Origin of the sequence: Arenibacter catalasegens (assembly GCF_002909235.1) — a bacterium.
GTDB classification, from domain to species: Bacteria; Bacteroidota; Bacteroidia; order Flavobacteriales; family Flavobacteriaceae; genus Arenibacter; species Arenibacter catalasegens.
On sequence record NZ_PHQQ01000003.1, the window covers coordinates 281,546 to 307,346 of the forward strand.

18 protein-coding genes and 1 pseudogene are annotated in these 25,801 nt (G+C 38.0%); 7 read left to right on the top strand and 12 right to left on the bottom strand.

Translation table 11 applies throughout. The features are described 5' to 3' along the window. Positions 1–225: 225 nt before the first annotated feature. The 5 genes from CWD90_RS04805 to hxlB all read right to left on the bottom strand — a co-directional run bounded on the left by CWD90_RS04805 (position 226) and on the right by hxlB (position 8,809). Positions 226–2,481 carry a ligand-binding sensor domain-containing protein gene (locus CWD90_RS04805; protein ID WP_103474781.1) on the bottom strand — a complete coding sequence of 752 codons (2,256 nt, stop codon included), beginning with the start codon at positions 2,479–2,481 and terminating at the stop codon, positions 226–228. 213 nt (positions 2,482–2,694) lie between these two features. Beyond that, positions 2,695–5,106, bottom strand: coding sequence for an amino acid permease (locus CWD90_RS04810; protein WP_103474782.1), 2,412 nt, complete (start codon positions 5,104–5,106; stop codon positions 2,695–2,697). 521 nt (positions 5,107–5,627) lie between these two features. Beyond that, positions 5,628–7,298 (bottom strand): response regulator, encoded by a 1,671-nt coding sequence (locus CWD90_RS04815; protein ID WP_103474783.1) that lies wholly within the window; start codon positions 7,296–7,298, stop codon positions 5,628–5,630. Between the two features lie 236 nt (positions 7,299–7,534). Continuing rightward, positions 7,535–8,164 carry a 3-hexulose-6-phosphate synthase gene (gene hxlA / locus CWD90_RS04820; protein ID WP_103474784.1) on the bottom strand — a complete coding sequence of 210 codons (630 nt, stop codon included), beginning with the start codon at positions 8,162–8,164 and terminating at the stop codon, positions 7,535–7,537. A 51-nt stretch (positions 8,165–8,215) separates the two neighbouring features. Further along, positions 8,216–8,809 carry a 6-phospho-3-hexuloisomerase gene (hxlB, locus tag CWD90_RS04825; RefSeq protein WP_103474785.1) on the bottom strand — a complete coding sequence of 198 codons (594 nt, stop codon included), beginning with the start codon at positions 8,807–8,809 and terminating at the stop codon, positions 8,216–8,218. A gap of 227 nt (positions 8,810–9,036) precedes the next feature. On the opposite strand from hxlB, the gene CWD90_RS04830 reads away from it, so the two are divergent. Both CWD90_RS04830 and CWD90_RS04835 read left to right on the top strand, forming a co-directional pair. Beyond that, a complete protein-coding gene (locus CWD90_RS04830) occupies positions 9,037–9,879 on the top strand; it encodes a helix-turn-helix domain-containing protein (RefSeq protein WP_103474786.1) in 843 nt (280 codons plus the stop codon). A 307-nt stretch (positions 9,880–10,186) separates the two neighbouring features. Next, on the top strand, positions 10,187–11,413 hold the full coding sequence (locus tag CWD90_RS04835) for a tyrosine-type recombinase/integrase (protein WP_103474787.1): 1,227 nt from the start codon (positions 10,187–10,189) through the stop codon (positions 11,411–11,413). Between the two features lie 101 nt (positions 11,414–11,514). On the opposite strand, the gene CWD90_RS04840 is transcribed toward CWD90_RS04835, so the two are convergent. The 4 genes from CWD90_RS04840 to CWD90_RS04855 form a co-directional block, all read right to left on the bottom strand. Beyond that, complete coding sequence (locus tag CWD90_RS04840; RefSeq protein ID WP_103474788.1) at positions 11,515–13,815, bottom strand: relaxase/mobilization nuclease domain-containing protein; 2,301 nt, start codon at positions 13,813–13,815, stop codon at positions 11,515–11,517. Continuing rightward, entirely contained in the window at positions 13,812–14,198 is a 387-nt protein-coding gene (locus CWD90_RS04845; RefSeq protein ID WP_103474789.1) for a hypothetical protein, read from the bottom strand. Before CWD90_RS04845 ends, CWD90_RS04840 begins: the two co-directional genes overlap by 4 nt. Before the next feature lie 976 nt (positions 14,199–15,174). After that, positions 15,175–16,128, bottom strand: coding sequence for an ISAon1 family transposase (locus CWD90_RS04850; RefSeq protein ID WP_103474790.1), 954 nt, complete (start codon positions 16,126–16,128; stop codon positions 15,175–15,177). A 22-nt stretch (positions 16,129–16,150) separates the two neighbouring features. Next, the gene (locus CWD90_RS04855) at positions 16,151–16,531 is read right to left on the bottom strand and encodes an ISAon1 family transposase N-terminal region protein (RefSeq protein ID WP_317045710.1); all 381 of its coding nucleotides are present in this window, start codon (positions 16,529–16,531) and stop codon (positions 16,151–16,153) included. A gap of 112 nt (positions 16,532–16,643) precedes the next feature. Between CWD90_RS04855 and istA the strand changes: the two genes are divergently transcribed. Together istA and istB are read left to right on the top strand one after the other, a co-directional pair. Further along, positions 16,644–18,167: an IS21 family transposase gene (gene istA, locus CWD90_RS04860; RefSeq protein ID WP_205161201.1), complete on the top strand. Its 1,524-nt coding sequence runs from the start codon at positions 16,644–16,646 to the stop codon at positions 18,165–18,167. A gap of 24 nt (positions 18,168–18,191) precedes the next feature. Continuing rightward, positions 18,192–18,911 (top strand): IS21-like element helper ATPase IstB, encoded by a 720-nt coding sequence (gene istB / locus CWD90_RS04865; protein WP_103474793.1) that lies wholly within the window; start codon positions 18,192–18,194, stop codon positions 18,909–18,911. Positions 18,912–18,982: 71 nt separating this feature from the next. Here istB and CWD90_RS04870 read toward each other — a convergent pair whose 3' ends face one another. Both CWD90_RS04870 and CWD90_RS22975 read right to left on the bottom strand, forming a co-directional pair. Then, on the bottom strand, positions 18,983–19,954 hold the full coding sequence (locus CWD90_RS04870; protein ID WP_103474794.1) for a helix-turn-helix domain-containing protein: 972 nt from the start codon (positions 19,952–19,954) through the stop codon (positions 18,983–18,985). A gap of 240 nt (positions 19,955–20,194) precedes the next feature. Next, positions 20,195–20,362 carry a hypothetical protein gene (locus CWD90_RS22975; protein ID WP_157941158.1) on the bottom strand — a complete coding sequence of 56 codons (168 nt, stop codon included), beginning with the start codon at positions 20,360–20,362 and terminating at the stop codon, positions 20,195–20,197. 448 nt (positions 20,363–20,810) lie between these two features. Here CWD90_RS22975 and CWD90_RS04875 point away from each other — a divergent pair, with 448 nt between their 5' ends. After that, complete coding sequence (locus tag CWD90_RS04875) at positions 20,811–23,189, top strand: ABC transporter permease (protein ID WP_103474795.1); 2,379 nt, start codon at positions 20,811–20,813, stop codon at positions 23,187–23,189. Between the two features lie 20 nt (positions 23,190–23,209). Next, positions 23,210–23,425, top strand: a pseudogene (locus CWD90_RS04880) (transposase); the annotation flags it as partial. Positions 23,426–23,750: 325 nt separating this feature from the next. On the opposite strand, the gene CWD90_RS04885 reads toward CWD90_RS04880, so the two are convergent. Next, on the bottom strand, positions 23,751–25,454 hold the full coding sequence (locus tag CWD90_RS04885) for a TlpA family protein disulfide reductase (protein WP_103474796.1): 1,704 nt from the start codon (positions 25,452–25,454) through the stop codon (positions 23,751–23,753). Positions 25,455–25,565: 111 nt separating this feature from the next. Here CWD90_RS04885 and CWD90_RS23565 point away from each other — a divergent pair, with 111 nt between their 5' ends. After that, positions 25,566–25,688: a hypothetical protein gene (locus CWD90_RS23565; protein ID WP_262494942.1), complete on the top strand. Its 123-nt coding sequence runs from the start codon at positions 25,566–25,568 to the stop codon at positions 25,686–25,688. The last annotated feature ends 113 nt before the right edge of the window (positions 25,689–25,801 follow it).

Consider the following 25,801-nt stretch of genomic DNA (forward strand, 5'->3'; position numbering starts at 1 on the left):
ACAAAATGAATTTGAGTATATCGTTTGGAGCGATTTTACTATTATAGGAATAAAATTAAAATTTATGAAGATTTCCCACCCTTACCATTGGCAGGAATTTTGAATGGGAGAATTCGCTTTTATTTTAAATGTCATTCCTGCAGAGGCAGGAATCCATTATTGGCTGTGTTTATCATATGCGGGGTCGTGCAATCGAAGATTTTCATTTATAATTAGGAACAAAACTTATTCAGTTGTTATCAAATCTAAATAGCGACCCATCCAATATGGCAAAAGCCAATAGACTGGTTCTTTTTCCTGAGATGGGTCACCAGTAACCGCAACATATGGATTTTGATCCCAACGGGTAGTTCTATATTCACTTGGAGGGCGCAATACTGTTTGAAGCTCCTCTAGTATAGGTTGTCTAATAACATTGAGGTCTTCACGTTTTCCATTATCAATATACCAATCTACCAAGTCCAAGGGGGCATCTTTAAGAAAATCTATTGAATTAGCCAACTCATCAGAACCTCCAGTTAAAAAATTATACGTAAAATTAACCAATGGACTTTTTGCCCTTTTATGTTTATTAAACCATTGATCTAAATGGTCTTGATACGCCCTATTTAAAGTTGGGTCATCTTCAAAGTTGATTAGGGTTGGATACATATACAAAGACAAAAAGATATCAAAGTACGTTTCCCATGACGGGTTGGTATTGTGCAACATTTTTGCGTTTTCCAAGTACCCGTCTTCCCTTATCAATTTCAAATATTCTTTTTGATACTTTTCGTTTTTCGTTACGTGGAAAGTGAATTTTAAGAAAGCTAGCAATTCCAAAGAATTCAATGCCCGTTCCGGGGACCAATCCGGATTATGGTTAAGAATATTCGGGGACCAAACGCCCCATTTTGTATGGGTACCGTCCACATCCACAAGATTAAAATCGTTCCGAATTAGGTGGTCCATAATTTTACTGAAATGATCCGCTACCCGTTGCTTTTCATCATCATCGGCCACTAAGGTATAGTAACAATAATATCCGAATAAATGTCCGGATATTTCATCACTGCTGGTATCGCCTTTCCATTTCCATTTTCCATCCTTGGAAACATGCCAACGTTTTTCAACCGGCTTTTGTCTGGGATTTTCAATTATTTCCTCCGCAAATTCCCGCTCGGTGTAAGTTCTGTTTACATCATGTAAAGGATTCCAAGAAACAGGGATTATACTTCTTGCAAAAAACCCATCGTCACCCGTCACTTCTCTCAAAAGTTGTAAAAAATTAAAAGCCTTTTTTGCCCGTTCCTTTGCCTCTGGATCTTTGGTGGCAGCGTACCTAAAGGATTCCATCGCTAAATAGTTCGAGGTAAATTCGCCGTCGTTATCATCATCCTCGGGTTCAATGGATGTAGTATCACCGGGTATGGCCAACCTTGACCTTGCTATGATCCAAGGGTCCCTTACATGGCGCCGTATTAATTTGTCATAAAAATGATCCGCTTTTTCAGCAAGTGTCATCTGTCTCTTTTTTATGGCACTTACCCCATTGGCAGTAGCTATCCATGCATTTCCATTAATATCAAAGGCTATATCCCTTACCTCGTCCGATACCAGCCAACGTCTACCTACCCTTACCGAATATTCATCCTTTCCCAGATCAAATCTTGTAATCCCATATTCGGTACCTACCCACATTCTGCCATCTAGGGCTTTTGCCACAGTATTTACGTTGGAATTGGGAATGCCGTCTTTGGGTGTTTTTTCTCCAATTTTGGAAGCCTGGTTCCTAATGGACACCCCTCCCAGACCACCAATCCACAAGTTTCCTTCTTGATCAAAATCCATTCCTTTGATATAGGCGCTTATCAAATCGTCGTTTCCTTGATATACTTGGGTTCCTTCATCATTGCAATGATAGAGCCCCACATCTGTACCAATCCACAGTCCATCTGCATTATCAGAAAGCACTGTTCTTATACTACTGGCTGTCTTATATTTTTTCTTTTGCCATTTTTTATTCTTATACAACCATATTCCGTATGGTCCCAACGCATAAACACCCTCTTTTGCCGAAACTATTTTGGCTAAGGGCGCCCTAGGGCCTCCCATTTTTTCAATACTGCCTCGTCTATACCTATAGACCCCGTTCCAAGTCGCCATCCAAACGTTTTGGTCCTTGTCTATTTCAACGTCATAAGCTGGACCTTGATCTTCTCCCATCACCACCAAATGCCATTCTCTGGAATTGACTTTTTTCTGATAAATCCCACCTTTCGTTGCAATCCATATAGTACCATCCAAGGCTGGTTGAATTGCCCGTACATTATTGGCATCTGCGTTATTTTCATCTACAATAAACCCCTCATGATATTCCTGATTAAAAGGGCTGTCTATATAAGATGCTTTAAGGTTTGTAATTGATTCGGCTCCTAGATTGTTATTTTGACCAAAAGAAAGAATAGGAATAAGAAATAGAAAGAAAATGATTTTTTTCATTGATGTAGCTAATTATGGCCTATAAAGTTAATACAAGCTAGGCTGATATTGTACAATCAATATAAATTGATTTCTGATCCTTAACTTTTATCAGATTTTAAACGAAAATAACAACAACCCCGATATGCTAAAAGTGTATTGCCAATTCTAAATTGGTTAGTATTTGAGAATTCTAGAACTCCCATCAGAAGAATAATTTTGCCTTCAAGAAAATTATTTTATCTCTTTGGATGCAGCTGCATTTACGAAAAGCACATTTCCAATATCCCCATAACCGTCAAAGGCCTGAATTCCCAGGTGATCAACAGCCTTTTCCACAAACCCGACGATGGTTAAATCTGCTTCCCGGGATTTTTCATTAATAATATGTTTAATACTCACTGCGGATTTTTGGGCGATAAACTCAATGTTTTTAGGTGAAATGGGCAACTGTCCTGTTTGGATGAGCAGAAATAGCCGCTCCCGCTCCTCATCAATGGAATCTTCGGGAAAAACAGCATGAATTTTAATCGTTGCTTTTTTCCAGTCCGGATGTCCCAACAAAATATAAGCGAGGAGGATCATTAGGTTGGCATTTTCAAAATCATAGGGAGAAATCCACAGGTGAATGTGTTTCATTAGACCAAATCCCCTCTCCGAACTGGCCAGAATAATAAGGTCGAAATCAACCGATTTAATAAGTCCCAAGTTATCCACTATGTCCATCACATTATCCGGATGGTTTTTATGATACTCAAACAAAAGAAGATTATTTTCCTTGCCAGCTATTCCTGGCAACTGGATAATCTGCGCTACCGTAGAGGTAAAGGAAGGGGAAACCAAGGTATCGATAAAAACATTGCTCTTACTAACATCGGCCATAGCGATCAACTGTCTTTTACAGCGAGCAGCTTCCGTATTCGTCTCTTTGGACAAATATCCCTTAACATAATGGATATAGGTCCCAAAACCATAACGATAGGCGATCCACCTTAGCAGCTGAAACGCGGAAAATCTCGTAAAACTGTCTTCTGAAATAGCAATGGTTGAGGGTCGCCAACTATGGGACTTTTCTTTTTCCGCTTTTTGAAGAAATACCTGCATCTGCCGACTTAACTGAAAAATAACACCCTGAAATATCACGGCAAGATTTCTTTTATCCTGATTGTAATTCACTATCCATAAGAATAAAATCAAAATCATAAGAATGGCCATTAGGGCATAGGCAGCATTCATAAAAAACATCAGCGCAAAACAACTAATGGCGCCAAACAAAGACACATACCAACGTGATTTAAATTTTGGCCGGTAAGAAGGGTCGGCTGCAAAATGGTTCAAAAAAGAAATAAGGCATAGCGACCCATAGGCCACCATAAAAAACATTGAAATAATCTGGGCTACGCTATCTAGGGCACCCATAAGAATAAATACACCTGCAATTATTATAGTTAAGACCGAGGCATTATAAGGTTCATCTTTTTCACCTTTCCCCTTGGATAACCAGTGGTTGAATTTTGGTGTTGGAAAAATACCGTCGCGAGCAATGGCCTGCAGCGTACGGGGAGCAACCATAATACTCCCCAGGGCCGAAGAAATAGTAGCTGCTGCAAGTCCAATGGGAATTATCCACCAGCCCTGCCAGGCGATATCGGCCATAATCAATCGGGATGTATCGGCCAACTCCTGAGGTGGTGCCGAAACAGCTAATTTCCATGCAATTAAAAAATACATGAGCATCCCACAAAGGGTAGCTGCCAAGGTACCCAGCGGAATAGATCTTCCTGGATTCTTAAGGTCACCGGACAATCCCACGCCAGCGGTCATCCCCGTAAAAGCAGGAAAGATGATTGAAAAAACAATGAAAAAACTAATGGCCTCAGGCAGGCCATTATCCTTATTATTTTCTGAATTCGCACTAATTTCAGCCTTCTTATCATTCTTAAATGGTCCTCCCTCTGTAAGACTATCAGATTCATTATTGCTTTTGTTTTCCGAAGCAGGTGGATTTATAACAAAAGCCTCCGGTCTTTCCACCACATCGGCTATGGACTCAAAAGGATCAAAATCATGGGACTTGCTGTATTCTGTTGTACCTATAAAAAATGCCATTAACGAAATGGCAAGAATTGCCACAACCGTGTAGAGAAGCTTTACCCCCAAATCCGCACCTTTGGTCAGCATAACATACGTAAGCAGTAACAAACCGGGAATACCAACGGTCTGTTTTTGCCTTAAGAGCCATACTAGCCAATCCGGCATAGACATGGCAGCGATCAACCAATCAAAAAAGATGGTAAATGCCTCCGAAAAAGCCATCACGTAAAAAGCTACACTTATGGCTTGGGAAAAATAAAGGGCAATGCCAATGGTGGTGCCAATAACCAGTCCAAAAGAACGGGAAATAATGTAGTACTCCCCTCCTCCTTCCACTTTCTGGTTGGTCGCAATTTCTGCAATGGCCATGGCTGTGGGAATCGTTACCGCATGCCCGATTAAAATTATGGCAATAGCTCCCAAAAATCCTACTTGCCCAACGGCAAAACCAAATCGGAGAAACATAATGGCACCCAAAATTGTGGCTATGGCCGTAAAAAAAACGGGTGCGGTACCAAATGTCTGAACTTTATTTACGAAGTTCTGTTGCATATGTTGTTAATATTGATACTGGTTCACCAAAATTATAAGCTAATTATAATTGCATTATTGATGGATAAAACCTTCCCTAGGAAAGTTTTAGCGAAAACTATAAAACAAATGGTAGATTTGTCTTGAGGATCCCAACCGGACCCTATTTCCATACTGCTACTAACAAGATACAAAAGAGTATCCTTATTTCGATAATGAAGGTAATTAAAAGGCCCAATTAGTCAAGCTTCCAAATAATTTTAGTAAAAATTAAGACAATTAGGGTATACTGTCCGCCTTGTTGAACTAGTATTCTGGGCAACTAACTTTTGGAAGTCAAGGCATTGTATAAAATCCTCAGATTAACAAGGGTGGATTTTTAAATAATAGTCGGATTAAGCCGAGGAGCAATCACCAACCCGAAAATTACATTTCCTCCAACAACAAGGTAGACCAGCCTGATATGAAATTTTCTATTTCAGAAATCATCAACTTACAAGATACCTACACCTCTGATGTTATTTGGCATTGAGTATCAAGCACTATTTCTCCATTATTTCTTCTATTTTGTTGAGCAGGTCTATAGGATCAAAAGGTTTAAAAATAAAGCCATCCATACCACTTTCGATCATTTTGTCTTTCACCTCTTGAAATACAGAAGCCGATAGCGCCAAGATAGGAACAGTGGTATTAAATTTTCTGATTTCTCTGGATGCGGTATATCCATCCATTACGGGCATTTGAATATCCATAAGTAGCGCATCGTAATTACTTTCACGTACTTTGTTTACTGCAATAAGACCGTCATAGGCTACATCTACCACTAGGTTTGCCTTCTCCAATATCTGCCTACCTACCATAACATTGATCTGATTATCTTCGACCAACAATACTTTTTTGCCTTTTAGATCGTGCACTTTTTTTTGTGTGATTTGATCCAACTCTTTACTAGAGGCCAACTTCAATTCTAAATCGAAATAAAAACGACTTCCGACTTCCATCTCACTTTCAACTTTTACCATGGAGCCCATGGCCTCAACTATACCTTTAACAATTGGCAAGCCAAGTCCGGTACCTCCATATAAACGATTTGTACTACTTGATGCCTGAGTAAATGCCTGCCATATTTTCTCTTGTTGCTCTTCGGGAATACCAATTCCAGTATCTATGATTTCTGTACGCATGAGTACATGGCCATCAGTTTCTTCTTGTTTTACAATTTTCAATGTTACGCCTCCTTTGTCCGTAAACTTTATGGCATTAGTAACGAGATTATTGATTACTTGATTAAAACGAACAATATCCAACCATACAACAGGTAGTTCTTTATCAATTTCCAATTCAAAGGCAATACCCTTTCGCAAACAACTGGGCTCGTGAATCTTTTTTATCTGCTTCACAGCCGCCATAATGTCTGTGGGAATTGGATCAAGTTCAATTTTTGTTGATTCCATTTTACTGAAATCCAAAACATTGTTCAGTAAATTCAGTAGAATTTTGCCAGAGTAGTTCAAGGCTTCAATATTCTGCTTTTGGTCCTCGCGTGGATTAGAGTCGCCCAATATATGTGAGAGACCAGTGATGGCATTAAGGGGAGTCCTTATTTCATGGCTCATCATACTTAAAAACCTAGACTTGGCATTTGATGCCTCTATGGCTACTTCCCGTTGATTATGTATTTTAGAATAGAATCCCGCGTTTATATAAGAGAAATAGATTAATTGATAGGTTACCAAAAAAATAGTAGTAGCAATGGAAATCGGATAAATATACTTTCCTGCCTGTACGGCATCCATATGTATGTTGGTAAAGAGGTTGAAATCCGTAAAATACAAGAGAAACCAAAATATCATTGACAGCCCCGAAAAGATAGCGATGAAGAGTTTTTCCCGTCTAAAAGAAAACAACACAAACGGTAACGCCATGGCAAACATCAATATAAATTCCACACTACCAGCTTTTCCAACAAATGACGCAGTTAGCGTTACGCTCAAATTAAAGGCAATCATAAAAATAAAACGGGCTAGGGTAAGGTTGCCCTTTTTGGAAATAACAGCCGAAAGGATAAAAAATGGTGCTGTTGCCCCAATGTAATTGCTCAATTCTTGAATATCCAGACTTCTGGCTATAAAAAACCAAATTACAGTGATAATGGTGGTTACCAATGAAAGGGTAAAGACCAGTTTTACTCTTCTTTTAGAAAATTCGGACATACTGGGGGTGGATTAATTTACTGTAAATATAGGGCAATTCGCATCGGCTATCTACTCCTAAAACGAAAAAAGCCCTCAACTTGCGTTGAAGGCTTTTAGCTTAGGCCTATAACAGACAAACCCCTATAAATGGAGTCAAATATTCTGAATCTCCAAAACTATAAAATAACAGATCCCTATAAAAGTTAATTTATGGGATCTGTTTTATTACAGGAATACCTGCCACCTTAGGTGTCTTATACACTTAATAATTCTTTTAATTCTTTAGCCGCTAAAGCAGGATCTTCCGCTCCGTATATAGCGGCACCGGCAACTGCAACTATAACACCAGACGCTCTTACTGCCGTAATACTACCTCTGTTAACACCACCAGCAATAGATACGGGAACTCCAGCTATTGCAGCTTCGTCAATTAACACCTGAATGGAGTATCCTTCTTCCGCTTGTTCGTCTAGACCTGCATGTAACTCAACAAACTCGGCCCCTAATGCGATTGCTTCTTGGGCACGTTTTACCCTGTCTTTTACCCCAATAGTATCTACAACAACACCTTTACCATGTTCTTTTGCTGCTTTAACCGCTCCTGCTATGGTTGAATCGCCAGAAGTTCCCAATATGGTAACATAATCAGCGCCAGCACCAAAAGCCATACTGGCTTCCAATTCCCCTGCATCGGCAGTTTTAAAATCTGCCAAAACCAATTTATCGGGAAAAGCATCTTTCATCTTTCTAATTCCAGATAATCCCTCACTTTTAATAAGTGGGGTACCCAATTCTATAATATCTATGTAAGGAGCCACTTTTGTTGCCAATGCAATTGCATCCTCTATTTTTAATAAATCGATTGCTACTTGTAATTTTGCCATAATTGAAAATTTAAATTGTTCTATATTATTTAATTATTGTCATTCGTTTTGTTACTCTATATTGGCATGTCGCTTCCATAATTCAGAAGCTGTACTGCCATCCAATTCCCAAAGGGCCTGTATGAGAGCATCAAAGCTCATTAAGAGTGATTGCTCAAAAAGGCTACCGGCATATTGTTTAGAAACATCTTCGTCCCGCACCTGCTTTTGTGCTGCGGGTATTGCAACTGTAAAGTCCGCCAATGCTGCCAAAGGTGAAGCTGGACTAGTTGTAAAACAAACCACACTTGCTCCCACAGTTTTAGCCGTTTCCGCAGCTCTTACGACTCCACTAGTTGTACCAGAGCCCGATCCGGCGATTAGCAAATCTCCTTCATTGATGGCTGGAGTTGTGGTTTCACCTACCACATATACTTTATACCCCAAGTGCATTAAACGCATGGCCGAAGCTTTCATCATGAGTCCGGTTCTCCCAGCACCCATTAAAAAAATATTTTTGGCCTTGTTTAATACTGGCATTAAAGCTGCCATTTCATCAGACCTAATATTAGCAGTTAACCTATGATGCTCATCCATAATGGTTTGCATTGCCCTTGCTACTAATTGTGTCTTTTGTGTTGCCTCTATTGTAGATGTGTTTTCCATAACTTTCCTATTTGAAATCTTTATGACTCTCAAACTGCAATACAAAGATATAGCCAACATCTCTAGACTAGTTACACAATTTGATAGTTGTCTAGTACAATTTGCCCATATATCAAAAAGTGATGGTATTATTCTCTATTTTTGTGGTACAATTTGGAAATCACACCATTTTTGGTCGATTTAAAATCTAAAAACAACCTCTATTTTTTTAGTCAAAAACAATTTTTATGCTCAGTGATAAGGTTTTATATATTAAAAATTTAGGCAATTGTCCTCCAGCTTATTTAAATGATCCCGCCAGAAGGGATTTTTATGAAATTGTTTGGTTGCGCAACGAGGATGCTCTTCATGTGCCACAATACGATTTTCAAACTTTAAAGGGAGATTGGATCTACTTGATACCTCCCTATCGGGTTCATCAATTGAATAAAGCCGGTAAAAACGGAGTTCTTATTTCCTTTAAACAAGACTTATTGGAAGGGGACTTAAAGGAGTTTTTATTAGACGTCTTTAGAATGTTTAATATCCGAGGAGAGTTCTCGTGTTTGCAAGTAAATGAAGAGACCTCTAAAGGACTGGTAGATGTCTATCAATTATTAGAAGAGGAATACAAAAAGGAAACCATCAATTTAATTATGCTTAAAGCCCTATTAAAAGTATTTTTATTGAAATTGATACAGCTAAAAGAACAACATTTTACCCTACAGGATATCAATGAAAAGCGAGTATACGAGTTTATGCTGTTGCTTGAAGACAATTATCAGGAAAAACGAAATGCCGACTTTTATGCCGGTAAATTGAGCATTAGTGCAAAACGATTAAATCAAATATTAAAAGAAAAGCTGAATAAAACAGGAGTACAAATAATTCATGATCGGTTAATACAAGAAGCCAAGCGACAAATTATACATAGCGAGAATACCATTAGGGAAATTGCCTATAATTTAGATTTTAAGGATCACTCCTATTTTAGTCGTTTTTTTAAAATACACGCCGGGCAAACCCCACAGGAATTTCAAAACAAGGTAAAGGAGCATGTAATTTCACATGACAATACTCTATATCGTTAGGCTACTTTTATGATTTCAATTTTTTAGCCGTAGTTATATTCCCACCCTACACCAACTGAAACGGTGCTCCTTCCATCCACTCCCAAAACGAAAAAAGCCCTCAACTTTCGTTGAAGGCTTTTAGCGGTCCGGACGGGACTCGAACCCGCGACCCCCTGCGTGACAGACAGATTCTATTTGGATTAACATGTATTAAAAATTCAATAAATACGGGGGTTTTCAAGGATTTTCCGTATCTTTAAGTACATATAAAACCATATTAATTCAACTTTTGCGTGCAATCTGCGTGCAAATACAATCAGGAAAGATGGCCACACACATTAAACTTTCTTTAGATACTAGGCGTAAAGATACTAAAACCTTCCCTTTAATTTTCCGGTTAACTCATAATAGAAAAACTACGAGCATAGGAACGGGGCATCAATTAGTCGTTTCCGATTGGGATCAAAAAAGACACCAAATCAAGCCATCGTTTAAAGGTACAGAGTCTCCAGCGCGCTTAAACAATCTTTTACAGAAGAGAATGGCTTATATGGTAGATATGCTTACCCAATTAGAGGACAATAACAAATTGAAATACATGAGCGTGTCGGATGTAAGAACTCATATTACCCGCTCTTCCAACAAAGTTACTTTTTATCAATTCACCGAACAGCAAATACAGGATATGCTCAAATCAAAACGTGTCGGCAATGCAAGAGTTTATAAACATACCCTGAATGCAGTTAAGAATTTTAGAAAAAGTAAGGATTTCACATTTGATGAATTGAATCTTGACTTCCTAAACCGATTTGAAAAGCACCATTTAGGCAAAGGCAACAAACTTGGCGGGCTAAGTGTCTATCTACGCACGATACGGGCCATCAATCGAAAAGCTATTAAAGCCGGTATTGCAGACAATGAAGGATTTGCCTTTAATGATTATATCATCAGAAGTGGAAAACCTGAAAAGCGTGCTTTGCCAATTAATGCCATTCGTAAAATTGCAGAATTGGAGTTGGATGAAAATACTGCGCTGTTTAGAGATAGAAATATTTTTATGATGAGTTTTCTTCTAAATGGCATGTCCTTTGTTGATATGGCACATTTAAAGCTTTCCAATATTGTTGACGGACGTATCAAGTACTCAAGAAAGAAGACTGATGAACCTTACAATATAAAAATCCATCACCAGCTAAAACCATTCCTTACATTCTTTACTAAGGGAAAGGAAAAATCGGATTATTTGTTGAACATTATCAAAAGTGACATTCCAACTGATAGCTACAATCAAATTGTATGGGCTAGAAAGAGATTTAATGACAATCTCAAAAAACTTGCCGAACTTGCAGGTATTGAAGAAAACATAACGAGTTACGCGGCCCGTCATTCATTTGCTTCAGGAGCAAATGATATGGGCATACCCTTAACGGCGATTTCGCAGATGTTAGGTCATAAGCGAATCAGTACTACCCAAGCATATCTAGCCAATTTGAGAAAAAGCAAAATGGACGAATATCAAGATGAAATTTTCGGACATCTCTCGGAAAAATAAGTTTAAAGGGCTAAACCAATAAACGTATTATAGTTCTTTTCTCCCTATCCACAAAAAGCAACCAAGGTTCTCAAATTCTCCGATTAAATCCATTAATCAAGTTATAGCAACAAGCTATTGCCCTTAAACTTTGAATAATCTGTCATTTCATCCTTAAAACCATTGTAAATCTCCTTTTGTCCTTTGCCCTTATTGCCTAATAGCGAACTGATGGCATAGACTCCTTTCCGCAATAAGCGGTTTTGTTGGATATTGAATTGCCTTTTGATTGCTTCGTCCAAACTTTTCCTAAGCCCGCTATCCATATAGTGCTGCACCATCTCCGGATGAAGGTTCGGGTAAACTTTTTCCTCCGTTAACATAAAGGATACCTTGTCGTACCTTTCCCTTTCCATAAGATGGCCCGCCCATAAGTTTTTCAGATCGTTCCTGCCGTCTTTAACAAGTCCGTTGATAACGATATGTTGCTCCTCTAATATTTTAGTTACATCGGGAATGGAATTCAAATAAAGGCCTGTCTTTTTAGACAGCGTGCAACTTGTTCCGTTGTCCGTATAAATGGATTTGACTTCTAAACCATTTTCCGTTCTGGTAAAATAGAACCCTTTGGCATTGAAAAAGGCAATGTAATCCTTTGGGGATTTTTCATAGGGGGTGTGCATCCGTTCGGCATATTTTAGGTAGGAGCCCAAAGCGGCGCTCTCATATTGTTGCCTGTAGATCGGTGCCATTGCCTGATAAAGTTTCGGAAATACCATGGGAAGAAAAATGGCAGATGCCGTCAGCTTAGTGCTGCTATCGGAATTCTGTGCCGTTAATAGTTCCAGCACCGAATGATTTTGACGTACAAATCCGATGGATACATACACTTCCATGGCCTTGGGGAAAGGGAAATTTCCCAAGTGAACCGCGACCGTATGCCTGTTCGAATTAGTGAACGACAACTGGTTGTCGTGATATTTTACCCCCAATGCCTGGAACAAAAGCCGGACGCTTCCCTTTTCCATCCCGACATCGAAAATGCCCTTTTCCAATACCTTGCCGATAAGGTTGAACTTATCTTCCAAGGTTTCTATTTCCTTCTTGGTCTCCAATTGGAACAATCTATCCCTGACCGTTAAGAATTCATGTTCAAGAGCTTCCCTCAACAATTCTTTTTGATTACTTGGTAAATAGCGTTCAAGGAAAATGTGCCTATTTGATGTTTTTATATATGGGAGGATATCTATTAGGCTTTTGGTCATAATACTCTCAGAGAGCAGTCCGTTCCGTTTATCGGATTTAAGATGGGATGTTTGGAATGCCTCCTTTATCAGTTTTTGGATCTCTATTCCGAACTGCTTGCTACTGGTATCGATTTCGGTATCTTCGATTCCATTTCCGAAAATTTCGGGTCGTTTATCCATTCTCATGTTTTGGCCCAGCTCCCTTTCCGTGAATACATATCCCGACTTGTCATAGATGAAATATCCCGTGATAGTATCCTCTTTTCTGTCCAGTTTGATGTCGATGTCCTGATATTCCTTAAGTACTTCTGGCAATCCGTGCGGACGGATGTTCTTGAAAAAACCATAGGTGGTCCCAATTTGTTTCAGCAGGCGTTTGCGGTGCATCGGAAGTAGCTTCGATTTTGAATTGGCCTCAAAGACCTTTTGCAGTTTCGGGCCGCTCAAGCTTTGGTGCACGGTAGAGCCATTGATGAACCTGGTCCGGTAGCCTTTTTGATTGTCCAGGCCATAGGCCACCCCTATCCTTCCCGATATGTTTTTTGTTTGCCTTATTTCGATGTGATAGGGCTTTACTAGTTTTGCCAGTTCCCTGAAACTCCTCACTTTGTGTTTTTGGAGGATGCCGTTCAGTACGTCCTGCAAATAGTACTTCGTCCCTTGGGCAGGGTCCATGCCGAACTGGAGTTCGGGCAATCTGTGGATCGGGAGTTCCCTCTGCTGTTTGGTACGTGGCGATGGCGATAGTCCGAACATTTTTTCAAGGTATCGTTGGGTCGCCACATTCCTTCGGTAGCTGTTAAAAATTCCGAGGACCTTTCCATCATCGTCCACATTGGTCGTAATTATATGGACATGCTCGTGCCCGGTATCGGTGTGCCGCACCATTACAAAGGGCTGTTCGCCATAGCCTATTTGATCCATGTATTCCCTCGATACTTCTTGGAAGGTTTTGTCGTCTAGGTGTTCCCCAAGGGGAAGGTTCAGAGTGATATGGGCATAGCGGTTTTTGGTGGCATTGCGCTGCCCCTGGAAATGGAGTACGCTAACGAAAAACTTTTGTGATATGTCCTGTGAGTACATATTCCCGTAACCGAGGATGCGCATGCCTTCCTTGCCGAACACATAGTTCAGCATTCCCTGGCAGCTTTCCCCATATCCTATCCGTCCTATCATCCCAATTGTTCTTCTATTGTGATTTCGATAAGTGAGTCCAACAGTTCATTTGTCCTTTGTATCTCGTCTACCAAACTACTGTTCGGACTTCTCAGGTTCTTGAAGCGTGCCAGTTTTACCAATTGGTTGATGTTGCTGCCTATCCTGTTGATATGATGGGCAAGTTCCAAGGTGTCCGGAAGCCTTTCCTTTTCCTCCGATTCCCTGTCCAATACCAGCCTTCGTAGAAGAGGGCTAATTACGCCACGCTGAGAAATGTCAAGGTTGTAGGATCCGGCAATTATCTTGAGTCTCTCATATTCCATATCGTTGAACCGGAGTATTACGTTATGGTACCGCTTCCTTTTTCCCAATCCTTTTCGGCCTCTTTTCCCTTGTTCCATTTCCTTTGATCTTTTAGGCAAACACTTCGTCAGAAGTAGACAATTCTAAGTTACTTAGAATACAACTTGCTATCCTTTCCAAGGATAAATATAGTTGATCAATTTTGAATATAACTATCTTATAATCAATATTTTAACTTCTTAAAACATATGGAACCATATCAATATAAATGGGTACAGACAGAAAATTTATCTGGTCCAATATGGTGTTGAAAAAATTAAGAAATCATGGAAAATCATTTTTTATGTGGGCAGGGGTAAGAAAGGTCAAGCGGTTTTTTACCGCTTGACCTTTCTGCGGTTCTGAGGGGGTTAAAAAATCGGAAACCGAAAGATGCTTAATGCAGATTGGCGAAGCGAGTCTGTTCTGGTGGTTTTGGAGTTGAGGGGTTTTTTAACTTCCGCAAGAACGTGGCATTGCATATCTAATACATCCATGCCAATAGAAAGTCTCTCAAAAAGTATAAAGTATGTTAGATCTTATTGTGATACAGATATTTTTAAATATCGTGTTCGCAAGAAAATTAAATAGATTCAGAAAACCTTATCTGTTTTATTCGCTCTACCCTGGACTAACACATTATATTGTGCCTTTGAAGGTTTTGGGTCTTTAAATTAATTGTCCTTTAAAAAGTTCGCTTTACTGAACTATTTAAAAAATAGAATATTACTTAACTATAGAGAACTAGACTAAGACTTTAAATTGGAGGTATTGATAGCGCTAGTTTTAAATTTGTATTTGTGTTATTTTTCCGTTTTTTGTAACAATGTGGATATACTGGAGCATGCTGACCCCTTTAAAGCCCAACTTATAAGTAACTGCCGTTCTGGCGGATGCTGACCCCCCTTAGAAAAAGAAGATAGCTAGATTTTAAAATTATTCTGGAGCATGTTGACCCCTCCAGATGATTTATTTGGGAGCATGCTGACCCCCTAGCTATTTTCGGATCAAGTCAAAAAGTTGTGGGATTAAGGATTAAGCAAAAATAGTTGTCAGCCTATATAAGAAGAATTCTACGTTCCTGACGCCCCTGAACTGTGCCCTAAAAGCTTTTATCTTGGCATTGAAGGATTCTGCCGAGGCGTTGGTGCTTCTGTTGTCAAAGTAATTCAGTATATTTTGATAATGGATCGACATTGTCCTGGATATGGTGCTGAAGCTTTTGAAGTTGGCCTGTCGAACTTTTTCGTCCCATTTTGCCAATCTTATGAGTGCCATGGTTTTGTCCTTTGTATTGTTGAATATCCAAGATAGATTCTGGCATAATTTATATGCTTTCTCCAGATCGGTATAGCGTTCAAAAAGTATTTTCGCTCTTTTGGATTGATTTTCGGTCCATTTACTACTTGATTTATACAATAGATACCTGCTCCTGGCCAATAATTGTTTAAGGGTATCTTCATTAGGCAATAACTCCGGAGTGTATTTTATGGATCTGTTCCTAGCATTTTCTATGGCGTCATTTTCAGCATCGAGAGCTTCCCATCTGTGCTTGATCCTGATTTCCTGCAGCGCGTCCAGTGCCAGTTTCTGAACATGGAAACGGTCTATGACCAAGGTGGCTTCCGGGAAGGATTTTCTGACGATAAGCCCCATGTTCCCGGCCATATCCAAGGTGACTTCCCTGACCTTCCTTCTGTGTTTTAAAGGGATATGTTGCAATATCCTTATCACATCCTCTGCCTTGGTGCCCTTGACCATGGTCACTATAGCACCCTTCTTCCCCTTGGCGTCCTTATTGGTCAGTATAGTGTAGAGCTCTCCATTGGAGAAAGCGGTCTCATCGAGGGATAGATGGCTTCCTAGGTTTTGGGGGAACAGGAGCCACTGTTTTGCATGCCCCTTTTGGTCCCAGGTCTTAAAATCGCTCAGATAATCCCTGTACTGTCTTTGCAGGCTTCTGGGGCTGACGCCATAGAACTGGGCCACAACCGATGTGCTCGTGGCATTGTTACCGACGGATCTCTTTTAAAAAAGCAGCAAACTCACTAGTGATCCTAGTTCCTTTTGCTACCAATTCCCAATCTCTTGTGACCACTGTACCCGTGTCCTGATCAACCCATCTGCGGCGTATGATGTGCAGAAAGACATTCTTTCCTCGTATGGGAAAATCCTGGACCGTAGCCTTTGGAAAAAAACCCTTGGAATGGAGCTTCGCACCGCCATGTCCATCGGGAGCATTGTTCTGTTCTGTAAAATAAAAGTGAAGTTCTTCTCCCTTGATCTCGTGCTTCTTTAAATCAAAATAGGTGACAAGCACTTCGGGAAGCAATAAATTGGCTATGGATGATAGTGGATCTGGGAGCATAAATATTTTTGCTTCAAAGTTCAATCCTTTTTATTTACTCCACAACTTTTTGTGTTGACCCCTATTTTCTTTCTGGTTTTGGTTTATTTGATGGACACCATCAAAAAGATAACCAATGGCCGGAAAACCAAAACCAATGAGTCAAGTAAAACAAATACTTCGCCTGTATCACCAGGGAAAAGGAATTAAAACCATTGCCAGATCCCTATCGGTGAGCAAGAACACCGTGAAGGATTATATTCAAAAATCTAAAGCGAGCAACCTCTTGTTGGAAGTTTTGTTGGCTTTGGAAGATCCTGTACTTGAGGGGAAATTAAATCCTGGAAACCCAGCCTATAAAGACGAGCGTTACGATCGACTCAAACCCCAATTGGATTATTTTAGTAAGGAACTCAAGAAAACAGGTGTCAACCGTCAGGTGCTATGGGATGAATATAAAGCAGGTAACCCTGATCCTTACAGCTACGCCCAGTTCTGTTACCATATCCGGCAATACTTGCGCAATGGCAGACCATCCATGGTATTGGACCATAGACCGGGCGATAAACCGTACGTGGATTTTGCGGGCAAGCCCTTATGTTATGTCGACAGGCAGACCGGAGAGGAGATCAAGGTCCAGGTCTTTGTGGCCTGCCTGCCGTATTCCGATTATTGCTTCGCTATGGCGGTGCCCAGCCAAAAGATGGAAGATTTTATCCATGTCCTGGGCCGTTGTTTAAAAGAGATCGGTGGAGTGCCGCAGACCTTGGTGCCGGACAATCTTAAAGCTGCCGTGATCAAGGCGAATCCCTATGAACCTGATATTAATCGTGCACTGGAGGATTTTGCCAATCACTATGGGACTTCGGTGACCCCGACCAGACCCGGGAGACCCCAGGACAAAAGTTTGGTCGAGAACCAGGTGAAGCTTATCTATAGCCGGGTATATGCTAAACTCCGTAAGCTTACTTTCTTTGATCTTCCCTCGCTTAACCAGGCCATTGCCCAGAAGGTCAAAGAGCACAACCAGACCCGGATGCAACAAAAAGAGTACTGCAGGGAAGAGAAATTCCTGGCCGATGAAAAACATACCCTCCGGCCCTTACCGGCACAGCCCTTTGAGATCAAGTACTATAGGGAGCACAAGGTGGCCAAGAACAATCATATTTACCTGGGTATGGACAAGCATTATTACAGCGTACCCTTCACCTATATCGGATTGAAGGTCAAGGTGATCTACACCCGATCCCTGGTAAGGATATACCACAGGGCAGATCTTATTGCTGCCCATCCCAGGAACCGCCGCAAGGGAGGATATACCACTCGAAAGGAACATCTGTGTTCCCACCATCAGTATTACAAGGAGCGAAGCCCTACTTATTATCTGCAGCGTGGCTATAATCACTCCGAGGCACTGTATGGGTTTATGGAGGCCTTGTTCAAACAGGATAAATATCCCGAGCAGCTTTATAAAACCTGTGACGGCATCTTAAACCTGTCCCGTAAGGCGGATCTCGGATCCTTTACCAAAGCTTGCAATATTGCAATGGAACATCAGAACTATTCTTACAAGTTCTTAAAACAGGTCCTGGAAAACCGGATGACCGAATACCCGGAAGAACCTGTGGTCAAATCCCTGCCGGTCCATGGAAACATCCGTGGGGCATCATCCTATAAATAAGTAACCTTTTAAATAAATACACATATGAGTACTATTGAAAATCAATTGACACAGCTACGGCTCAATGGCATGCACAGCAGTTGGAAAGCCATGGTGGAAACCCGGCAGCACCACGAACTCTCTTTTGGGGAAGGCCTGGAGGTCCTGTTGCAGGCGGAAGCTGAAGACCGTACCCACCGCCGTTTTGAACGCCTGAAAAAAGGAGCGCAATTTAGATATCAGGCCAGCGTGGAAGAACTGAGCCTGGACTCCTCAAGAGGGATAAATAAAACCCAGATTACAGAACTCGCCAGTGGCTCCTATCTTAAAAAAGGAGAGTCGATCCTATTGACCGGAGCTACTGGTTGCGGTAAATCCTTTCTAGCCTCTGCCCTGGGACACCAAGCGTGTAGCCAAGGACATAGAGTGCTATACTACAATACACAAAAATTAATGATGAAAACCAAAATGACCCGTATAGACGGAAGCTTCCTGAAATTCTTTGATAAGCTGGCAAAGGCAAACCTGTTGATCCTGGATGACTTCGGACTGGCCCATCTGGACGGAAAACAGCAAATGGACCTGATGGAGATCATTGAGGACCGCCATGGAAGATCATCTACCATTATTGCCAGTCAACTACCTGTGGGAAGCTGGTATGACATAATTGGGGAAGCAAGCATTGCCGACGCAATTTTAGATAGGTTGGTACACACTTCCCATAGGATAGAATTAAAGGGAGAAAGTCTAAGAAAAAAACTGTAATATTGTCATGAAATTATCTTTTTGACCAAAATCTACAGAGGGGTCAACATGGCCAGAATGAGGGGTCAGCATCACCAGAATATCCAAACAATGGCAATAGAACCTGCGATTTTAAGAGTATCATACTCACATGGAATAATTACCTTTCCATCAAGATTTATTAATCCATGCTTATTGTATTTTGAAACAAAAACAAAATTATTTTCAATTTCAAATCCATGATATTCACAGGGAATAATTGTTTCTCCATCTAGATTCATTAATCCACGTTTATTGTCTTTTAAGGTAAAGACAAAATTTCCTTCAACCTCAAATCTATTATATATGCAAGGAATGATTGTTTCTCCATCTAGATTCATTAACCCTTGTTTATTTCCATTTAGTGTAACGATATAACTTCCTTCAACTTCAAATCTATCATATTCACAAGGAACGATTACTTTACCATATAGATTCATTAAACCGCGTTTTTGGTTTTTAAAGGTAATAGCATAACCTCCTTCAAATTCTAACTTATCATATACGCAAGGAATGATTGTTTTACCGTCTATAGTCATCAAACCATGCTTATTATTTTTTGTTACAAATACATAATTATCTTTGATTTTAAATTCGTCAAACCCCTTAGAGAAATCAACTTTTCTGCGTTGATTTTCTAATTCAATTTTTTGTTCTTTTTTAGGAGTTTTGGATTGTGCCTCTGTGCTAAATATGTTGATACCTATAAAAGTTGAAATTAAAATAGAAGTAGATAAGATTGAGATTTTTTTCATTGCATTTGTTTTAAAATTAAAGAGATCTTTTAAATACCAAAACATAGTATGGCTTTTGAAATCTGAATCTTGATTTGAGATTTCAAAAAAATCAACTTCTAAGGATTCAGAAATAATTCTAATCGTAGAGCTTCTTGGTTTTACAGCGCCAGATTCAATTCTTTGAATGGTGCGCATTGTTACATTACATTTTTCTGCAACTTCAGCTTGTGTTAAACCTCTGGCCTTTCTTATTTTAATTAATTCTTTGCCAAAATCAAGTTTATTCATTCGAATTAAAATTATAAGTAAAACTATCTTCAATCATAAAACTTTCCAAAAATCAGCAATGTTTTATGTGCGACATTTGCACGACATTCGGCATTAAGCACCAATTTTATTTGCGAATGAGTCTTCTAATTATCGCTAAAGTAGGAATATAATCAATGATTATATTCCTACTTACATTGTCAAATTAATATTTATCTGAGTTCTGCAACAGCCACGTTCATTTTACGGAACTGTTTAAATTCAGTTTTCACCTTCGCCTTTTGAGACAAAAAAACTAAATTCATTCTTGCCCAAAAGTCCTTTTAGTCCAACACTCTCTATAATCCCTTCGAAATGGGTGTTGATGTCCGAGTAGTAAAATTCAATGGTGGTATCACTTTTAATATCATCAACTATAATAATTGCCATCTAGCATATTAATAGATTTAGTTCTAAAATCAAAGCTACTATTTAGAAGTAAGCATTGACAATAAGTGTAAAATATTTTTACACCTATTGTTAATTAATTTTACATGTTGTGGAATTAACTATATTTTTTATTTTGTAACAATCACATTATCAGAACCTTGTTTTTGTGGCATATTAATGGTACGCAAAGAGTGGGCTAGATATATAAATAATGAATAAAATATTAGTTGCTTCCCGTTTTTTCTGCTTTTTATTAATTCATTGCAAGGTTTTTCTTGAAAAATCTTGGAGATTGGATAATTGAAGGAGTGTTGAAACTATTTTAATGCAGCGTTTGTTTTTTGTTTTGCTATTGCATAAAACAAGCATAAAATAGGAATAATCATTTAGCAGAGAGAGTCTAGAGGTTGTACTTTGGTTTTACACGTTTCTTTATAAACTAAACAAGATGCTAAAACACTATTTTAAATTCGCCATTAGAAACTTCGTTTCCAACAGAACCATTTTTGCCGGTAGTTTGGCCACTCTTTGTTTGGGAGCGTTATGTATTTCACTATTGTTTTCGTATGTGTACAACGAACTTACCATGGATGATTTTCATGAAAAAGTAGAAGATATATACATGATAACCATGAAAACTTCTCCTAAAAGTGATTGGATGTCATCTTTTAAGAATAATTATAATGAGTATCCAGAAGTTGAAGATATTACCTCATTAATAAATTTTAGTAAAGATGAAATTAAGCTAAAATACAACGATTATTCATATACCCCCATCGGTATGGTTGTAGACAGTAGCTTTTTTAAAATGTTTGGTTTTAAATTGGCAATAGGTGATGAAAACACCATTTTGGATGATTACGAAGCCATAATATTAAGTGAGGATTTCAGTAAAAAATTATTTGGTAATGAAAACCCGATGGGTAAAAAGGTGGATTTTGAAGCGCGAATGTATCAAGGTTCTCATATTGTAAAAGGCATTGTTAAAATACCATCAAATAGTTCTCTTAAATTTGATGTTTTAATACCCAATGCAGGTACTTTCTATGGTATGCTAGGGGTACAGTTTGTAAGATTAAAAGAAAATGTTCATCAAAATAATTTTGATGAAAAAATTAAATATTCCAATAATAATGTTCCTAACTTTTATCCACAATTAACAGAAAGTACTACTAAAACAGTAAAATTAAAAGACCTTTATTTTACCAACAATTTTAATCGAATAAAGGTCCTTCCAGTATTTAGTTCAGGAAATAGGTATAATATAGACATCTTAATAATTTTTATTTTAATAATACTATCGGTGTCTATTCTCAATTTTTCTAATCTTCAAATTGTCAATGTCAATTCCGTTATCAAGAATATAGTAATATCCAAAATCATTGGAGCCTTCAAAAAAAATATTTATTATCAAAAGTTAGTTGAAAATATCATCACAATTGTCATATCAGCTATTATAATAACAATAACTTATAATTTAGTTATTCCTTATTTTAATGGTTTTATGAACGTTAATTTGAAGCCGCCAGTTATACAGGTTTTATTAATTAATATTTTGTTTTTAACAATAATTACAAGCATTGGTTTAATATATCCGATGATTAGTATCAATCGTTTTTCAGCAGTATTAAATATAAATAATCAACAACAACTAAAGGGAAAACAAATTATAGTTTTAGTTCAATATACTTTAGCAGTTATTCTTCTTATATCGTCTATAATAGTTTCTAAACAACTTCAATTAATGCTAAGCAAAGATTTAGGGTTTAATACCGAAAACATTATGAAAGTAAAACTATATTTCCTAACAGCGCAAATTCCAATTGTTATAACTGGGAGTGAAGAGAAACAGGTTGCTGATAGAAAAGAAATACTTGAAAAACCAGAATATATTAAAAACCAACTTGCCTCTTTCTCTGGCATAAAAACAGTTGGTCAAGGTAGATCTCCTTTAGATATTTATCAAATTGAATGGAAAACCAGGCAAGAAACTTCGGGTTTTGAATCTTTAAATACATTAGCTATCTCCACAGAATGCCAAGATCTTTTTGGTTTAGAGTTATTAGAAGGTCGATTTTTTGATAAAGAAATAGACCAGAAACGGGATAATAAAATTATAATAAATGAGGCCGCTAAAAAACATTGGGGTGTTAAAGATATTGGCACTACGACAATAGAAAATATTTCATGGGGGAATAATTTTGAGATTATTGGTGTTGTGAAAGATTTTAATTATGAGCATTTAGCATCAAAACCAAAACCACTTATTATATATAATGGGGAAATTAGTGATGCTGATTATTTTATTCAATTTCATAATAATGAAAACCAAGAAACAATAGCCCAAATCCAAAAATTGTTTAATGAATTAAATCCCAACCAAACCTTTAACTACACTTTTTTAAGCGACGACATAGTTGCCCTGTACGATAAAGAAAAACGCTTAAGTACCATATACATTCTTTTTACCATTATTGCTTTATTAATATCGGCCATTGGCTTATTTACCATTGCGCTCTACGATACCCAACGCCGTATTAAGGAAATTGGTGTACGCAAAGTAAACGGCGCTACCATTCATGATATTTTAATCATGCTTAATAAAGATTTTATTAAATGGGTTTTGTTGGCTTTTGTTATTGCTTGCCCAATTGCTTATTACGCCATGAATAAATGGCTGGAGAATTTTGCCTATAAAACCAGTTTAAATTGGTGGGTGTTTGCATTGGCCGGCATATTTACATTACTAATTGCCTTGTTAACGGTGAGTTGGCAAAGTTACAGTGCAGCAAAACAAAATCCGGTCGATAGTTTAAGGGATGAGTAGAATAAAAATTAAAAATGCTTTTTCCTTTGGAGATCTGTAAGATCATCTATACCACCAACCTTAAAGATAAGCTCAAAGGAAAAATAAGAAAGTACACCAGGAACAAACTTTCCTTCCCTACCGATGATGCGGTGATAAAATCAATATATTTGGCAACAAGGGAGGCGACCAGGAAATGGGGTATTATCTTAAATCAGTTCCTTAGGATTCCTGCCCGTCCGGTCAGGCGGGTATGAAAAAGGGGGCAGACTTTAGATAAAGGTTAAACCCTTGTTATTTTTAACTTACACACTTTATGAGATAGTCCTTCTGGAAAATAAAAAACCTCTAGCAAAACGGCTGATAAATGACACGATTTTAGAAAAGGGGACAGTTCCAAAAAAGGTTGGTTTTAAGGAACTACTAAAAAATTTCCAAGTTCTTTATTCAGAATAAACGTAATTAAATGAGATGGATTCTAATTGAAATAATATTGTTCTCCATTCATCCTATTGAAAGATAAGATATTCTTAGCGAATTTTAATAAGACTCTAAATAACTGGATCGTTATCGTTTTCAATCTTATTTATCGTCATACAAATCAATAATAAAAACTCCATTTTCTCCTTTTTGGCCATATTTTTTTTTCCCAACCTCAGGGTTGATGATTTGAATATGACGCACATTAGTGTCATCAAATTCACTAAAATAAGACTTGGGCTTTAAAAAATCTTTCCCATTTATAATAAATAAGGCCAATTTTTCGGTAGTTACATCTATTAGTTTTAATATTTTACTTTCTGCAACATCTGGCCTCAAATGAGAACCCTTCTCAGAAATGGTTCCATTTTTATCGATTATTACATAATATGGCACTGCTTGAATTCCAAAAGCTTTCTTTATCTCAGTACTCTGTTTTTTAGTTAAAAAATAATTATGACCTCCCAGTTCAAATTTATCAAGGATAGGTTTCCATAACCTTTCCTCAGACTCTATACAAATATTTATAAAAGTCACATCTTCGTGTTGCAATTTATTCATGAGGATTTTAGATTTAGGAAATTCGGCAATGCAAGAGCCACACCAAGTTGCCCATAAATCAATATATATTACTTTACCTTTGTTGGTTGTTAATATAGAATCCATTATTTGGTCGACAGAAGAATTCTTAGCTTCCATTAAAATGGCATCTGAGGCCTGTTTAGGATGTTCGAGATTGTATTTGATGATTTTGTATTCTTCGTGGAGCCGTTCTTTTAAGAAAGGTAATTTTATAATTGAGTCTGCAACACTTTTATACTTTTCGTATAATGAGACTTCAGATTTATCCAAGCTTTGATATAATTTCTCAGCCAGCACCAATTGTCTTAATAAGCTGTCCTTGGTTTGTTCTAGAATGCCAAATATCATTAGGGAATCAATTATATCTTTGTTTAGTGAGGATTCTTCCTCATTAAGTTTATACTTAGTAGTAGTTTTTTCACTAAGGACTTTCGGATATAAATAAAAGAAATGGAATAAATTAACGAAAGAAGAAAGTTCATGGCCACTAATAAACATCTCCTCTTTTATCGGCAACCTTTTCAAAAATGAATTCTTATAATCGTCAGGTACTTTCCACTCAGATTCATTTAACCCATTTACTCGACGATGTTGCATGGGATAATTTGCCAAGGACCGATAATAATTCTGTTCACTAAAAATTTGAGCCCATACCTTCGTTTCATTAGATATTGAATTATCTGAAGCGAATTTATCATAAAGAACCTTGCCTGTCAATAGTAAGGTGTCGAGATATGCGAGGTATTGTTTTGGGCTATAATTTTTCACGGCCTCAGCTTGCGTATTTCTATCTGTGTACAACTCATTTGAAAAAAACATCTTCTGAAAAAAGGAAGCATCCTTATTTGTTTTGGCGGCATCTCCACTAAATTTGATCGATTCCAGCAACTCTGGTCTATTGTTGGTCTTTCCATTAAATTCAACAAATATGCTATCGCCCGGATGGGAGAGGACAAGGAAGTTGGTATTGTAGGAAACCCAGACATCGGTTGGAATTTTGCTTTCAAAAGTCGCTCTGAAATAACCAAGACTATCCAACCCAGTTGGGATTTCAAATCGCCTAAACCCCAATCTATTTACAATTATTTTTAAATTAGGATTGTTAAGGTCAAAATCAATAACCCTTCCTGATATAATTATTTCCTTGGATATTTCAGGTTGGATCTCATTATTTTTGCAACCAAACAGAGAGAAAAGTACTAGGAGAAATACAAGTAATTTCATTATTAATTTTATTCAATTAAGTAACTAATATAACTAATTATTTAGTTTAAACTAAATAATTAGTTATACATTCTTCAATCCTTAATTCCAGTTTCGTAAAACGGCGGATAAATGAAACGATTTAGAAAAAGGGGACTGTTCCAAAAATGGTTCGATTTACGGGACAGATTAAAAGCTGGAATAAAGCAATATTTAGTTCCAAATTGGGAATGGTCTCTTGTAAAACCCCTTTAAAGATTGGCTTCAATTAGTTTGATGATTTCCTTCTCATTAAATCCTGATTCTGCAAAAATAACATCACCTTTTTTGTTTATAAGAATAAATGTAGGTGCTGCGGTAACCTCATA

What these genes read in the sequence shown, in the direction of transcription:
- CWD90_RS04805 (WP_103474781.1), bottom strand. Translation starts at nt 2,481, where the DNA reads ATGAAAAAAATCATTTTCTTTCTATTTCTTATTCCTATTCTTTCTTTT.
- CWD90_RS04810 (WP_103474782.1), bottom strand. Translation starts at nt 5,106, where the DNA reads ATGCAACAGAACTTCGTAAATAAAGTTCAGACATTTGGTACCGCACCC.
- CWD90_RS04815 (WP_103474783.1), bottom strand. Translation starts at nt 7,298, where the DNA reads ATGTCCGAATTTTCTAAAAGAAGAGTAAAACTGGTCTTTACCCTTTCA.
- hxlA (WP_103474784.1), bottom strand. Translation starts at nt 8,164, where the DNA reads ATGGCAAAATTACAAGTAGCAATCGATTTATTAAAAATAGAGGATGCA.
- hxlB (WP_103474785.1), bottom strand. Translation starts at nt 8,809, where the DNA reads ATGGAAAACACATCTACAATAGAGGCAACACAAAAGACACAATTAGTA.
- CWD90_RS04830 (WP_103474786.1), top strand. Translation starts at nt 9,037, where the DNA reads ATGCTCAGTGATAAGGTTTTATATATTAAAAATTTAGGCAATTGTCCT.
- CWD90_RS04835 (WP_103474787.1), top strand. Translation starts at nt 10,187, where the DNA reads ATGGCCACACACATTAAACTTTCTTTAGATACTAGGCGTAAAGATACT.
- CWD90_RS04840 (WP_103474788.1), bottom strand. Translation starts at nt 13,815, where the DNA reads ATGATAGGACGGATAGGATATGGGGAAAGCTGCCAGGGAATGCTGAAC.
- CWD90_RS04845 (WP_103474789.1), bottom strand. Translation starts at nt 14,198, where the DNA reads ATGGAACAAGGGAAAAGAGGCCGAAAAGGATTGGGAAAAAGGAAGCGG.
- istA (WP_205161201.1), top strand. Translation starts at nt 16,644, where the DNA reads ATGAGTCAAGTAAAACAAATACTTCGCCTGTATCACCAGGGAAAAGGA.
- istB (WP_103474793.1), top strand. Translation starts at nt 18,192, where the DNA reads ATGAGTACTATTGAAAATCAATTGACACAGCTACGGCTCAATGGCATG.
- CWD90_RS04870 (WP_103474794.1), bottom strand. Translation starts at nt 19,954, where the DNA reads ATGAATAAACTTGATTTTGGCAAAGAATTAATTAAAATAAGAAAGGCC.
- CWD90_RS22975 (WP_157941158.1), bottom strand. Translation starts at nt 20,362, where the DNA reads ATGGCAATTATTATAGTTGATGATATTAAAAGTGATACCACCATTGAA.
- CWD90_RS04875 (WP_103474795.1), top strand. Translation starts at nt 20,811, where the DNA reads ATGCTAAAACACTATTTTAAATTCGCCATTAGAAACTTCGTTTCCAAC.
- CWD90_RS04885 (WP_103474796.1), bottom strand. Translation starts at nt 25,454, where the DNA reads ATGAAATTACTTGTATTTCTCCTAGTACTTTTCTCTCTGTTTGGTTGC.
- CWD90_RS23565 (WP_262494942.1), top strand. Translation starts at nt 25,566, where the DNA reads ATGAAACGATTTAGAAAAAGGGGACTGTTCCAAAAATGGTTCGATTTA.